A 13,553-nucleotide genomic window follows, 5' to 3' on the forward strand; every position below is an offset into this window, starting at 1 on the left:
GTTCAGTTCGTATAAAGATTGGCCAACGGTTCTGTCGGCGCTTCTTCCTTGAGTTCAATACTGTCGACCGCAGCTGCGGTCTCGCTCGCCTTTCCGTCCGGCGGTGCAAGCCTGAGCTGCACGGCTTGCTGGTCGAGCACTTCGCCCTTGTCGTCCACCATCCTGATGCGCACCGGCAACATGCCGTAATTGCGCGCCAGCCAGATGTCTATGGTCAATACGCCGGTCTGCGCCTGCGCCCTGACGCGCAAGGTTTCGAGCCGCCCGATGGGCAGGCTCAGCCCTTCGTCCCCGACTGCCTCGAGCAGTGCAGGCGTGGCTTCCTTGTTGCTGACCACCATGATCTCACGCGGCAGCCCTGCGGTACCGACGATACCGATCTGGTGCCACAGACTGAGCACATCCTGATCGCCGGTCTGCAAGGCTGCGTTGCGACGCTCCCGCTCTCCGCGCCGGATGCTCACCTTCGCATTGTCCCAGTCGAACAGGGCACTTTCCAGTTTCTTGCCCTTCTGCGCAACGGTGAACTGATTTGGCCTGAGCCCCTCCGGCCCCAGTTCGCCTTCGCTCTTCTGCACGTAGTGAAAACCGTGGAGCAAGGCCGCCAGCCCGGTCGTTTCGAGCGTGACCTGCATGCGGTAACTCGTATCGTCATGAAACCAGTCATGACGGGCTTCACCCACCTGCAGGCCGGCCGAGCCCAGATAGACGCGATATACGATGGCACCGTGTGCGGGCCAGCCGTCGAGCGCGAACGACTCACCCAAGTCGGGCGCAGCGGACTCGGCTTCAGGTGCAGCTTCGGCTTCGGCGAGTTCAAGCGGAGGCTCCAGCGCCCCAGGCGCCGCTGCCTGCTCAAACAGCGGCTCGGGCGCTGCATCGCTGATCACGTCGGTCGGCGGGGACGACGCAGCAATCGGTGCGAAGGCAGGCGGCGCCTGCTTGCGCGCCGGCGGGGCTGCAGGCGCTGCCGCAGCCACCACCGCGGGAGCTGTCGTCACCGGCACCGCGACCGTTCGCAGCGCTGCACTGAGCGTCTGCGCCGTTTCGGGCTCACCGTCAGCCCAGTGCCAGCCTTCGCCCGCGAGCAGCGTGCCATGGGCCAGCACAGACAGACCCAGCGCCGCGATGAGGCCTCGATCGATCATGATCCGGCCGTCCTCAGCCTGCCACCTGCTCGACTGCGGGCACTGCGCTCGGGGCCACGGCGAAGTCCGCATCGGCAACACTGACGCGGGCATCGGCACCCAGTGCAATCCGTCCCTCGACAAACCAGCGCACGGCCTGCGGATAGATTCGATGCTCCTGTTCGAGCACGCGCGCAGAAAGTGTTGCCTCGTCGTCGCCGGCGTGCACCGGCACGACGGCCTGTATCACGATCGGTCCACAATCAAGCGTCGCCGTCACGAAATGAACGGTCGCGCCATGCACCCTCACCCCGGTTTCAAGCGCCCGGCGATGCGTGTGCAGCCCCGGAAAGGACGGCAGCAGTGACGGATGAATGTTGATCAGGCGCCCCTCGTAATGACGAACGAAGTCATCCGTGAGCACCCGCATGAACCCTGCCAGCACCACCAGATCGGGCTGATGCGCGTCGATTGCGGCAGCCAGCGCGGTGTCGAAGCCGGCGCGGTCGGCATAGGCCTTGTGGTCGATTGCCACGGTGGCAATGCCGCGCGCAGCGGCAAAGGCAAGCCCCGCCGCATCGGGCCGGTTACTGATCACGGCTGCAATGCGGGCACCCGGTATGGCGGCCCGCACAATGGCTTCCATGTTGCTGCCGCGACCGGAAACTAGAATAACGATGGACTTCATGATCCTCGAAGGGGATGGCGGTGTATTCAATACACCGGCAGGAATACTGCAGTTGCAAGGTTCTGGACCACTCGGGTGACAGTACGTTCGGTCTTTTCCTCGACCACGTCGGAAAGCGCTTCGAGCAGACCGATCACACGGCCGAAATCGCGCTCGAAACTGAGATTGGTGACGTCCCCCATCTCATTCGACAACAGCAGCAGATGACCATCCGCGCCGGTTGCGTTGCCCAGTTTCCAGGCTGCAATCTCGACATTGCGGGCCGCATTGTAGAGGTGCTGGGCGTCAAGATCATCCAGAAGATAAAACTCCTCACGATCGCCGAAGGCCGACTGCACCATGCTGGCCAGTCCGACAATGTACGCCTGAACCCGGTCGCCGCGATAAGCGGGGTGCAGGGCAACCGTCAGCGCATCGAGATCGCGCCGGTAACCGAGCGACTCCAGACGCCAGCCGTGCGGCTCGTCGAAGATATGCGAAACCGCCGCCTCGATGCTGCGGGCATCGGACTTTCGCCATTCACGCGGATTGCGCTTGTAAAGCTTCTCCGCCAGGCGCCGCAGACTGATGAAAATACGCTGCTGATGCGCTTCGGCGAAGCGATTGAAGTCCGTTTTCACCAGATGCTGCGCAGCAAAGCCCGGCAAGCGCCCGGGCTTCGGCCCCGTACCGGGCGACGAACAGGCCATCAGGCCGGCGGCCGCCATGACCAGCAGCAGACAACGCCAGCGCTTGCGCTCAGCAGCCATTCACCCTCCAGCCGGGGTTCGCACCCCGGGTCGTATTGAATAGTTTCGGAGCAAATCATACCGGATCGGGGACGCTCGCACGCCAAACCCCGCGTGCTGGCTGATGGCCGCACGCCCCGTATAATCCCCGATCCAACCCCGCTCGTTGCAGCCACCCTGTCCGCACATGCCCTCAATACATCGCCTTTCAGACCTCCTCGTCAACCAGATCGCTGCCGGCGAGGTGGTGGATCGCCCGGCCTCAGTGCTCAAGGAGGTTCTCGAAAACGCAGTCGATGCAGGCTCGCGTGCCATCGAGGTGCAACTCGAACAGGGCGGCGTGCGCCGCATCCGGGTCAGCGACGACGGCTGCGGCATCCAGCAGGACGAACTCGCGCTCGCGCTCGAGCGTCACGCCACCAGCAAGATCGCCAGTCTCGACGATCTCGAGCGGGTTGGCACCATGGGTTTTCGTGGCGAAGCGCTGGCGGCGATCTCGGCCGTTGCGCGCACCACCATCACCAGCCGCGCCGAGGGCGCCGGACATGCGTGGCGTATCGACGGCGACAGTGGTGAACTCACGCCGGCGGCACTCAACCAGGGCACGGTAGTCGAGGTCGCCGACCTGTATTACAACACCCCGGCGCGGCGCAAGTTTCTCAAGAGCGAAGGCACCGAGTACGCGCATTGCGACGAGATGTTCCGTCGCGTCGCCCTCGCCCGCCCGGACGTCGGCCTGCAGCTTTCGCATAACGGCCGGGTGGTGCACCGCCTGCCACCGGGCGAGCCGATTCGTCGCGTCGGCACCCTGATGGGTGACGACTTTCTCGAGCACGCGCGCGAGGTGCGCGCCGAGGGCAGCATTCTTTCACTGGGTGGCTTTGCCTCCCTGCCCGCCTATTCGCGCAGCAGCCGCGACGCCCAGTACTTTTTCGTCAATGGCCGCTACGTGCGGGACAAGCTGCTGACGCACGCGGTGCGTCAGGCCTACACCGACATCCTGCACGGCAGCCGCCATCCGGCCTATGTGCTGTTTCTCGAACTCGACCCTGCGGGCGTGGATGTCAACGTCCACCCGGCCAAGATCGAGGTCCGCTTCCGCGATTCGCGGGCAGTCCATCAGTTCGTGTTTCATGCCGTCAGCCGGGCGCTGGCCGAATCCGGCGCCGGACGGGCGCTCGACGAACCGCTTTACGCCGAAACCTCCGTCCCTGCGCAATCGGTGCAACCCGCGGCGCACTCGACCGCGCAGACACCAAGCCCCTACGGCAGGCCGCCGGAAAGCGCCTGGAACCGCCCCCCGGTGCAGGGGCAACTGGCAATGGACTCGGCCAGCCGGGCCTACTTCGACTTTGCAGCGAGCGCACGGCCCGCACCTGCAGGCGCGGGCGCAGATGCGCCCCGGCCATCATCCGCGCCCGTCGCGCCGCCGCCCCTGCCATCGGGCGACAATGGCGCGCCGCTGGGCTATGCGCTGGCGCAGCTGCACGGGGTCTATATCCTGGCCCAGAACGCAAATGGCCTGATCCTCGTCGACATGCACGCCGCCCACGAACGCATCCTGTACGAAAAACTCAAGACCGTGCTCGACGGCACGCCGGCGGTACAGCGCCTGCTCATTCCCGCCGTATTTTCCGTCAGCGCGAAGGACATGGCCGCAGCCGACGAGTGCGCCGACGTCCTGTCGCGCATGGGATTCGAGATCGCCCCCGCGGGGCCGCAGGAGCTTGCGGTTCGCAGCGTGCCGGCGCTGCTGGCAAACGCGCCGGTGGCCGAACTCCTGAGAAAGCTGCTGGAAGAACTGCGCGAATTCCCCGCATCCGACGTGGTCACGGCGCGGCGCAACGAGCTCCTCGCCACCATGGCCTGCCACGGCGCGGTGCGCGCCAACCGCCACCTGACGCTACCGGAAATGAACGCCCTGCTGCGCGACATGGAGGCAACCGAGCGCGCCGATCAGTGCAACCACGGCCGCCCGACCTGGACCCAGCTGACGATGTCCGACCTCGACCGCTTCTTCATGCGCGGGCAGTGAGGGCACGCCACCACGCTGCGGCCCGCCACCCCGCTGTCAGGCGCGATACAGGACGATGCCCGCCACGACCGCAATGACCGTTGCCCAGCCGAGGCGGTCGATGTAGCGCTGGAGCATGACCTCCATCCGTTGCCCGCCCCAGGCCATCAGCCCGGCCACCATGAAGAAGCGCAAGCCGCGCCCCACCAGCGAGGCCAGGGTGAAGGGAATCAGGGCCATGGAGAGCGCACCGGCGGCAATCGTGAACACCTTGTACGGAATCGGCGAAAAGCCAGCGACGAAGACCGCCCAGAAGCCCCATTCGTGGAACCACTCGACTGCGGTCGAGTAGCTCGACCAGTAGCGACTGGCGCGCAACCAGGGCTCAATCATTTCGAAGGCGTAGCTGCCGATCACGTAGCCCAGCAACCCGCCTGCCACCGATGCGAGCGTGGTGATGAGCGCAAACCACAGTGCCCGCCGGGGATTGGCGAGACTCATCGGCGCCAGCATCACGTCGGGCGGAATGGGAAAGAACGACGACTCCGCAAAACTGAGGCCGCCCAGAAACCACGGCGCACGGCGGTGGCGCGCCCATTGCATGGCGCGCTGATATAGCGGCGAAAATATCTTCACGAAAAGTCCTCGAAATCCGGCGACGCAGCACGGGCCGTAAACGGCCGCCATGATAGCTGGTTGGCAAGAAACTTATTGCACTGGATGCCGCGGCGCAGCAATCAAGGCCGGCGCTCCGGGCGCTCTTCGCTGCGGGACGCATTGCCGGCTTCCCTGCGACCTTCCCCGCCTTCGTCCCGTTTGCGCGCGGAATCGCTCTCGGCGCCACGCCGGCGCTCGCCCTCCTGCGCCTCCCGGCCGCCCCGCTGATCACGACGCAATGCCCGCTCGGACGCCAGATCGCGCCGAGCGCTGCCAGCATCCCGTGCCGGATCCCGATGCAAGGGTCGGACCGTCGGCATCCCCGGCAGATGCGGAAACGGCCGCGGCGGCACCACGATGTATCGCTTTCCGGCCGGTTCGCCGTCGTCGTCACAGGGCTCCCGGTAGCGCGCCTCGCACTCGGCTTTCAATTGCGCGCGCTCAAGCTCGCGCGCCTGCTCCGCCGCCTCCGCGTCGAGACGCAACTGGCGTTCGGCTTCGAGTTCGCGCTCCAGCCGATCCAGGCGCGTTTCCGGTGGCGGCGGGGGTGGCACAGGCGGCAGAACAGGCGCCGGCACCACCGTCAGCCGGCCCCGGCCTCCGACCGGCTCCGCGTCCACACCCGGCGGCGGCATGTTGCCGTAGTTGATGCGGCCTTCGCGGTCCTTCCAGCGAAACACCTCGGCGTCGTCCGCGCACACCGAAAATGCAATCAGAATCCCTGTACCGAGCACCAGCCAATTGCGGTTCATTACCCTCTCCGCGCCATGCCTGCCATTCCCTGCACTGCAGGAGCCTCCAGCTTACTGCAGCAGGCGTCCTGGCCGGCGCACAAAGCGCAACAAGGGATTGCAGCCCCCCTTCAGGATCATCAGATAAACCACGCGGCATTGCACAATATGGCTTTCCTGTAGAGAATCAATCCCTTCCACCTTTCGTGTCTTGCCATAACCGGCTGGGCAGTTCAGATCATGTCGAAGCCGTCAGCCCCCCTCTCGCTCAAGCTGGTCCTGATTGTTCCCTACGTCGTGCTGGTGATTGCACTTGCGGTCGCGGTGGGCTCGCTGTCGTATTCGGCCGGGAACCGGGCCGTGTCGACGGTCTCGGAGCACCTGCTGCTCGAAACCGTGGGACGCATTGCGCAGGCAGTGGACCGTCACATCGTCGGATCGGGCGCGGTGCTCGAGTCAGCCTTCCCGGACGGCATGGCAGCGCCGGAGAAGATCGAATCGGATTTCCATGAGCTCCGGACGCGCTTCTGGATTGCGACCTCACTGCATATCGACCCTAACAACTACGTCTATTACGGCAACGAATCCGGGCAGGGGCTGGGCCTGTACCGGCACTCCCTGCAGGACGCCGAACTGCGGATGAAGATCAATGCCGACGAACACCGGGCAATCTATCGCTTCACCGGTATCGACGGCCCTTTGAATTTCGAACGGCGCGAAACGAAGCTCTTCGACCCCCGCTCCCGCCCCTGGTATCAGGACGGCAAACGGGTCACAGGTCATACTTGGACCTCGGTATACATTGATTTCGGCACGCGGGAACTGCTCGCCACACGGGCGCGCAGAGTGCTGTCGAGCGCAGGCGCTTTCGAAGGCGTGGTCGCGACCGACATTTCCCTGCGCGCGCTGAACGACTTCGTTGGCCGGCTCAAGGTGTCTCCCAACGGCATCGCCTTCATCATCGAGCAGGACGGCAACCTGATCGCGTCCTCGGCGAGCCCCAACATCCGGGAGTTGCCCGATGGCAGCAGCGCCCGTCTGAAGGCGCGCGAAAGCTCGCATCCGCTGCTCAGATCAGCCTACCGCCTGGTGCAGGAGCGCCTGGCCACCCCCGATGCCACCTCGCTGCCAAGAGTACTGACCTTTGTCACCGAAGAAGGCGAGGAAATCCATGTCGCCTTCGACCGCATCCAGGACAAGGCCGGCCTGAACTGGATTACCGTCGTCGCCATGCCGACCAGCGACTTCATGTCCGGGGTGACCGAGAACGCAACCCGCACGGTCATGCTGGCGGCCGCGGCGGTCGTGATCGCCATCGTCATCGGACTGCGCATCCTCGGCTGGGTTGCGGGTGATCTGAGGCGCATTGGCGAGGCCGTGCGCAAGGTGGGCGAAGGCGAGCTCGACGCACCGGTCGGTGTGGCGCGAAACGACGAGATCGGCGCCCTGGCGCGCAGCTTCGAGGCCATGCAGACCCGCTTGCGCACGGACAAGCTCACCGGACTCGCCAACCGCGACGCCTTCATGCAAAAACTCAACAAGCGGGTTGAGCTGGCTCGCAGCGATCGCCGCGCTGCGAAGCTGGGTGTGCTGTTCATCGATCTCAACCGCTTCAAGCAGATCAACGACCAGTATGGACACGACGCCGGCGATCTGGCTTTGCAGGAGATCGCCGAGCGCCTGCGGACCAACGTCCGCGGAGGTGACCTCGTCGCCCGTTACGCCGGTGACGAGTTCGTCATCCTGCTCGACCAGGTAGCGAGCCGCGAAGCCGTGGGCCACATCCGCCGCCAGATCGAGGAGGTTCTGCGTCAGCCCCTGTGCTGCATCGAAGCTGAGAGCACGGTCGAGATCAGTGTCGGCGGTGCGATCGGAGAAGCCCTGTATCCGGACGATGGCCTCGATGCGCAAAGCCTGCTCAAGAGCGCGGACCGGGCCATGTACGTGCATAAATTTGCCGACCGCGCTGAACGGGGAGATGCGCCGGCTTGAAACCCCGGCTTATCCCCACCGGGCGTAGACAAGATGCGTGACAAGCTGTGGACAAGTGCCTCAAGTATCTGACGATGAAGATCAAATTCGCACTGCTGCGAAATCGGGCAGTGGCGGATGGGCATCCACCCGCGCTGCGCCAGTGGCACCGCTGCCTGCATGGACTTTCGTGCGCATCCGGGCGCACCGGGGCAGTGCAACGCACCAGAAAAGTGCATTCGGATGCGAATATCCAGATGTCAAAGCCCCATCGCGGCCCTCCACCCCCCGGACCACCACGTCCCCCCGCAAGAATGCGCCTGAGAGCCTCCGTCAGGCCGGATGCAACACGCGGCACGCAATTTGCTATTCTCCCGCAAAGCACGCCGTTGGGCGCTGCGCAGCGGCCTCGCCGGTCGATGAAGTCGATTCCGGCGCTTCACAACCGCTACCAGCCGCAACGGCAAGCCGGCCGGATTCACCCGGCCGCAATCCAACACCCGAATGACCGCTCACCGGAGAAACACATGTCCAAGCCGCGCGCCCTTGTTGCCCTCACCCTGTTGCTCACAGCCGGCGCTGCCGTTGCACACCCCGGCCACGAAGCCATGAGCTTTGCCAGTGGGCTCAGTCACCCGCTCGGCGGGTTCGACCACCTTCTGGCGATGCTGGCAGTGGGCCTTTTCGCAGCACGCCAGCAGGGCGTCGCGCGCTGGGCGCTGCCTGCAGGATTCGTCGCCGCCATGCTGGGAGGCGCTGCGCTGAGCACAAGCGGAATCGAACTGCCGGCTGTCGAGGCCGGCATCGCGACGTCGGTACTCGTCTTCGGCCTGCTGATCGCTTTTGCGGCACGCCTGCCACTGGCGGCGGCCATGCCGCTGATCTCCGTGTTCGCCCTGTTTCACGGCCATGCACACCACGCGGAGATGGGCAGCAACACGCTCCTGACCTACACGGCCGGTTTCACGCTGGCCTCTGCAGCCCTGCATGGCGTCGGCTACCTCGCAGCCCGCCACCTCCCCGACTCGCGGTTTGGCAAATACGCTCAGCGCGCAATCGGCATGACGATCGCCGGTGCCGGCGTGCTGCTGATCGGCGCCTGAGCGACATGGATCAGGGCAAGTCCCTGATCCTGAGAAACGACGGAAAACGGGGCAGCCCCTTGCCCGTCAGCTCGCGGTAGCGGTAGGTCACCAGCGTGCCGGGTGGCGGTGGCTCGCGGCGCTGGGCATCGGTGAAGCCGGTTCCAATCCGGAACCGGCGACCGTCCGGCGCCTCGACCAGCAGCGCACCAAGCATGCCTGTGTATTTCCCCTTGCCCTGAACGTGGGCGATCACCCTCGCCTCGTCGTCCAGCCAGGGCACGTATTTCAGGATGGCATCGGTGCGCCCGGCCACCCGCAGCGCATCTGCCCGGTGCAGCATCAAACCCTCGCCCCCCGCCCGCACAACCCGCTCGAACTCGCGCTGCAAGGCCTCACGGTCGGCAACGCGGCGCTGTGCGACGCGTTGCAGCCAGGGCCGGCCCGCACCGCTTACGATGCGCGCCATGGCGTCGATGCGCTCGGTGAAGGTGCCACCATGGGCGGGCAGATCGAAGACCATGTACTTCACCTGCCGCCATGCCGCATCGTCGGGCTCCTGAGTGCGCACCGCACCCACGAGTTGTTCGAAGCGGCCACGGCCGACCCAGAGTTCGCCATCGAGCGGCTCCGGCGGCAGGCCGGCAACAAACCACGCTGGCGCAGCCACCGGGTTTCCGCTGCGAAACAGCAGCTGCTGCCCATTCCACAGCGCACGCACGCCGTCCAGTTTCTCGCTCACCCAGTACCCGGCCGGATCGACATCCGCGTGATAGCGCCCTGCGAGCATCAGCGGAGGCAGTTGCGCCCATGCGGGGCAGGACAGCGCGAGCAGCGCAAGAGTCAGAACACGGGCAATCGCCTGCCCGGCAGGCACGGGGCGTCTCCTTGTTCGCATTGCGGGGATTCTCCGGAAAGGATACGATTATGCCATTCTCATTTTTCGAACGCATCTCCGGGAACCTGACCCCACGCCAACTTCCGCCAGGCACTCCGATCCGGATACCCCAAAGCGCCACGGCACGAGGATAATGCGAGGCCATCTCCCAGTCCTGACCCCGATGCCGCACACCGACCTCCCACCCGCCCTGCTTCTGCTCGGCCCGACCGCAAGCGGGAAGACCGCCAGCGCGCTGGCCCTGGCGCACGCGTTGCCGGTCGAGATCATCAGCGTGGATTCGGCCCTGGTGTACCGCGACATGGACATCGGCACGGCCAAGCCGACGGCGGCAGAACAGGCGGTCTGCCCCCACCATCTGATCGACATCATCACGCCGGAAGAGGCCTACTCGGCGGCGAGCTTTCGCGACGACGCGCTGCGCCTGATGGCCGAAATCACCGCTCGCGGGCGAATTCCGGTGCTTGCCGGCGGCACCATGCTGTACTTCAAGGCATTGCGCGACGGCCTGTCGGCACTTCCGCAGGCCGACGCCGGGCTGCGCCGGCAGATCGACGATGACGCCATGCGTCTCGGCTGGCCTGCGATGCACGCGGAACTCGCGCGCCTCGACCCCGAGGCTGCAGGCAGGCTCGAGCCCGGCGACTCGCAGCGCATCCAGCGCGCACTCGAGATCGTTCGTGTCACCGGAAGACCGCTGGCCGAAAGCTACGCCCGCCGCGAAATGACACCCCCGCCCTTTCGCCTGCTGCCAATCGCGCTTGCGCCCTCGGACCGCAAGGTGCTGCACGACCGTATCGCAGATCGATTCGTGCAGATGCTGGATGGCGGACTCATCGACGAGCTTGCGCAACTGCGCCAGCGCTACACCCTGAATACGTCCATGCCCTCGATGCGCTGCGTCGGCTACCGCCAGGCATTGGCCTATCTCGACGGCGAAGACGATCTTGAAACACTCCGCTTCAAGGGCATTGCCGCAACCCGTCAGCTCGCCAAGCGCCAACTCACCTGGCAGCGCCAGTTCCGCGACACCTGGCCGGAACTGGTCGAACTCGACTGCCTGCGTGCCGATCTCGCCACCGCGGTGCGCGACACTGCGCTCGAACGCCTCGAACCCTGAAACAAACCCGGAAACCAGACCCAATGGACCAACAGATCATCAGCGACGTACGCCAGTGGCTCGACGACGTCGTCATCGGACTCAACCTCTGCCCGTTCGCGGCCAAACCCCGTGCCGAAGACCGCGTGCGCATCTGCGTAAGCCACGCCACCACCGACGAAGCACTGCTCGACGACATGCAGGCCGAACTCGAGCGCCTCTCGGACACCCCCGCCAGCGAACTCGAGACCACGGTCCTTGCGATCCCGGACATGCTGTCCGACTTCGAGGACTACAACCAGTTTCTGGACCTGGTCGATCTGTGGCTGCAGCAGTTCGGCTGGGAAGGCGAACTCCAGGTCGCGAGCTTTCACCCCGACTACCAGTTTGCCGACACCGAAGCGGACGACGCCGGCAACCTCACCAACCGCTCGCCGTGGCCGCTGCTGCACATGATCCGCGAAGAAAGCCTGGAGCACGCCCTGGCGCACTTTCCCGACCCGGAAGGCATTCCCGAGCGCAATGTGCTGCGCATGGAGCAGCTGAGCGAGGACGAGCGGAAGCGGCTGTTCCCCTATCTTTTCGGCTGACCCGGCAGCAGGACCACGCAGCTGCCACCAAGGCGATCGTGCAGGAACTGGCGATCGCGATCGAAGATGGCCCAGATCAGACCGACGCCACCGATCAGCACCGACGGCCACGCCAGTGCATAGCGCAGCCAGCTGCGCGCTGCGCTGAGCGGCTGGCCGCTGACCGAATCCACGACCTTGAGCCGCCAGGTCTGCATGGCCAGGGTCTGCCCCTGGCGGTGCCAGTACCAGACGAAATAGAAGCCCAGCACCAGGAACACGTGAATCCACGCCAGCCAGCCCGGCGGCGCAACCTCGAAGATCATGCCGATCAGCAGGTTGGGCACCATGAAGGTCAGCGCCAGCACCCCGAGCAGCAGCATCGTTTCGTACAGCATGCTCGCCAGCCGGCGGCGCAGGCCGGCCAGTTCAACCACGGTGGGCGAGCGCCCGGGTGCTGCGGCCTGAGCTCCGGCCGCCGGTGTCTTGTTGCCTTTACGACTCATTGAAATATATCTACCTGTCCTTGAAGCGCCGCACCGGGTCGGCGTGGCGCAGGCGTCACCGCTTCGGGGCGGCGTCCTTCAGGGGGCAGATTCTGATAGCGTTCCCACTCCGCGTGCAAATTACTGCGTCGATCAGGCGGCAGTTTCTGCATGGCACGGTACTGCATCCGCGCGCGGCTGCGCTCGTCCGGGTTGAGTCGCGCCCAGTCCCGCATCCGCACCTGGATACGCGCCTGCTCGTCCGCCGACAGACGATCGTAACGGTCGCAGATGCCCAGCCATTTGCGCCGGCTGACCGGCGTCATCCCGTCCCAGTCTGCCTCAAGGGGCGCAAGTACCTCATGCTGTCGCGCATCGAGCTCGGCCCACGCCGGTGCGGCCAGCGGCAGAACGCCCGCCGACGCCACCGCACTGCACAGCAGGCACGCGATCAGGATGAGGAATCTTGCTGCAGCCATGCGGGAAAATCCGAATCAAGATATGCGTCGATGGGGAGTTCGTCCGTCAGCAGCGCCGCGTCGACCTCTTCGAGTTCGAGCAGCATGGACGTCGTCGTCCAGTGGTCACCCGCAAAAACGAGCACGACAACCGCCACCAGTGCCACCGACTGACGCAGCACCGGACGCAAGGACCACGCGGCCCGCATCGTCGCCAGCAGCCTGGCGGTCACGCCGCGCCGCGGGCGATGCGCCTCGAGCGCGCGCAGTCGCGCTGCCCTGAGGCGCTCAGCGACCCGCTCGTCGGTGTAATGGGCAGCAACCGAAAGACTGCCGACAATGCGCCGTGCGACCGCTTCGTCGCTCAACCTGTCGCCCCCTGGGCGCTGATGCTGATCGGTCATGGCATGAGCCCCTTTGCGCTGAGGGCCGCGGCAAGCGTCTGGGTGGCACGCGAGCAGTGCGTCTTCACACTGCCCTCGGAACATCCCATGGCCGCGGCCGTTTCGGCGATATTCATTTCCTCCCAGTAACGCATCAGGAACGCCTCCCGTTGACGATTCGGCAGCCGGGCGATCTCGCGCTCGATCTGGACAAGCACATGGCGACGCTCGAACAGACCATGAGGCGTTTCATGCTCTGCCCCGTCGCGCTCGTCGGCCACGCTCTCGAGCGGGTCGCCTTCGTCCTCGTTTGCGCCCTTGAGCACGGACAGCGGCGACACCCAGAAGCGGCGCACCTTGAGTCGCCTGTGCGCATCGAGAATCACGTTCTGCAGGATGCGCTGAAACAGCATCGGAAACTCGTCGGCCGGGCGCTCACCGTAGCGCAGCGACAGTTTCAGCATCGCATCCTGCACCGCATCGAGCGCGGCGTCGTCATCGCGCAGGGACCAGACAGCCTGCTTGAACGCACGTTTTTCAACGCTTTCAAGAAACGCGGAGAGTTCGGTGCGGGTGGCCAGCTGGGAATCCTTGAAAGAAGCGCCTATTGGACCGGCATTTACAGCCTTGACCAAACTCCCTCGGAGCGGGTACTGTTATCCG

The 13,553-nt window shown here is 65.3% G+C and carries 15 protein-coding genes; 5 read left to right on the plus strand and 10 right to left on the minus strand.

Features of this window, described 5'->3' with window-relative positions; translation table 11 throughout:
* Positions 1-2 precede the first annotated feature (2 nt).
* From CEW83_RS08910 to CEW83_RS08920, 3 genes are read right to left on the minus strand one after another with little or no spacing between them, the layout of a single operon-like run.
* A complete protein-coding gene (locus tag CEW83_RS08910; protein WP_108949021.1) occupies positions 3-1,148 on the minus strand; it encodes a DUF3108 domain-containing protein in 1,146 nt (381 codons plus the stop codon).
* Between the two features lie 13 nt (positions 1,149-1,161).
* Positions 1,162-1,815 carry a phosphoribosylglycinamide formyltransferase gene (gene purN / locus CEW83_RS08915; protein ID WP_108949022.1) on the minus strand — a complete coding sequence of 218 codons (654 nt, stop codon included), beginning with the start codon at positions 1,813-1,815 and terminating at the stop codon, positions 1,162-1,164.
* 26 nt (positions 1,816-1,841) lie between these two features.
* A complete protein-coding gene (locus CEW83_RS08920; protein WP_234419033.1) occupies positions 1,842-2,564 on the minus strand; it encodes a hypothetical protein in 723 nt (240 codons plus the stop codon).
* Between the two features lie 166 nt (positions 2,565-2,730).
* Between CEW83_RS08920 and mutL the strand changes: the two genes are divergently transcribed.
* Positions 2,731-4,578: a DNA mismatch repair endonuclease MutL gene (mutL, locus tag CEW83_RS08925; RefSeq protein WP_108949023.1), complete on the plus strand. Its 1,848-nt coding sequence runs from the start codon at positions 2,731-2,733 to the stop codon at positions 4,576-4,578.
* 36 nt (positions 4,579-4,614) lie between these two features.
* On the opposite strand, the gene CEW83_RS08930 is transcribed toward mutL, so the two are convergent.
* Together CEW83_RS08930 and CEW83_RS08935 are read right to left on the minus strand one after the other, a co-directional pair.
* The gene (locus CEW83_RS08930; RefSeq protein WP_108949024.1) at positions 4,615-5,193 is read right to left on the minus strand and encodes a YqaA family protein; all 579 of its coding nucleotides are present in this window, start codon (positions 5,191-5,193) and stop codon (positions 4,615-4,617) included.
* A 101-nt stretch (positions 5,194-5,294) separates the two neighbouring features.
* Positions 5,295-5,966 (minus strand): DUF4124 domain-containing protein, encoded by a 672-nt coding sequence (locus CEW83_RS08935; protein WP_108949025.1) that lies wholly within the window; start codon positions 5,964-5,966, stop codon positions 5,295-5,297.
* Positions 5,967-6,185: 219 nt separating this feature from the next.
* Here CEW83_RS08935 and CEW83_RS21620 point away from each other — a divergent pair, with 219 nt between their 5' ends.
* Both CEW83_RS21620 and CEW83_RS08945 read left to right on the plus strand, forming a co-directional pair.
* Positions 6,186-7,937: a sensor domain-containing diguanylate cyclase gene (locus CEW83_RS21620; RefSeq protein WP_108949026.1), complete on the plus strand. Its 1,752-nt coding sequence runs from the start codon at positions 6,186-6,188 to the stop codon at positions 7,935-7,937.
* Between the two features lie 506 nt (positions 7,938-8,443).
* Positions 8,444-9,019 (plus strand): HupE/UreJ family protein, encoded by a 576-nt coding sequence (locus CEW83_RS08945; RefSeq protein WP_108949027.1) that lies wholly within the window; start codon positions 8,444-8,446, stop codon positions 9,017-9,019.
* A 10-nt stretch (positions 9,020-9,029) separates the two neighbouring features.
* On the opposite strand, the gene CEW83_RS08950 is transcribed toward CEW83_RS08945, so the two are convergent.
* On the minus strand, positions 9,030-9,896 hold the full coding sequence (locus tag CEW83_RS08950) for a DNA ligase (protein WP_108949028.1): 867 nt from the start codon (positions 9,894-9,896) through the stop codon (positions 9,030-9,032).
* A 133-nt stretch (positions 9,897-10,029) separates the two neighbouring features.
* Here CEW83_RS08950 and miaA point away from each other — a divergent pair, with 133 nt between their 5' ends.
* A complete protein-coding gene (gene miaA, locus CEW83_RS08955) occupies positions 10,030-11,016 on the plus strand; it encodes a tRNA (adenosine(37)-N6)-dimethylallyltransferase MiaA (protein WP_234419035.1) in 987 nt (328 codons plus the stop codon).
* Positions 11,017-11,039: 23 nt separating this feature from the next.
* Positions 11,040-11,585 carry a DUF1415 domain-containing protein gene (locus tag CEW83_RS08960; protein WP_108949030.1) on the plus strand — a complete coding sequence of 182 codons (546 nt, stop codon included), beginning with the start codon at positions 11,040-11,042 and terminating at the stop codon, positions 11,583-11,585.
* Here CEW83_RS08960 and CEW83_RS08965 read toward each other — a convergent pair.
* From CEW83_RS08965 to CEW83_RS08980, 4 genes are read right to left on the minus strand one after another with little or no spacing between them, the layout of a single operon-like run.
* Positions 11,570-12,070, minus strand: coding sequence for an RDD family protein (locus tag CEW83_RS08965; protein WP_108949031.1), 501 nt, complete (start codon positions 12,068-12,070; stop codon positions 11,570-11,572). The genes CEW83_RS08960 and CEW83_RS08965 overlap by 16 nt on opposite strands.
* Positions 12,067-12,528, minus strand: a complete 462-nt coding sequence (locus tag CEW83_RS08970; RefSeq protein ID WP_108949032.1) for a DUF3106 domain-containing protein — start codon at positions 12,526-12,528, stop codon at positions 12,067-12,069. The genes CEW83_RS08965 and CEW83_RS08970 overlap by 4 nt, the downstream gene beginning before the upstream one ends.
* Entirely contained in the window at positions 12,501-12,911 is a 411-nt protein-coding gene (locus CEW83_RS08975; RefSeq protein ID WP_234419036.1) for a DUF3619 family protein, read from the minus strand. Before CEW83_RS08975 ends, CEW83_RS08970 begins: the two co-directional genes overlap by 28 nt.
* Positions 12,908-13,525 (minus strand): RNA polymerase sigma factor, encoded by a 618-nt coding sequence (locus CEW83_RS08980; RefSeq protein ID WP_234419037.1) that lies wholly within the window; start codon positions 13,523-13,525, stop codon positions 12,908-12,910. Before CEW83_RS08980 ends, CEW83_RS08975 begins: the two co-directional genes overlap by 4 nt.
* Positions 13,526-13,553 lie beyond the last annotated feature (28 nt).

The organism is Parazoarcus communis (genome assembly GCF_003111645.1).
In the GTDB taxonomy this organism is placed as follows: Bacteria; Pseudomonadota; Gammaproteobacteria; order Burkholderiales; family Rhodocyclaceae; genus Parazoarcus; species Parazoarcus communis_A.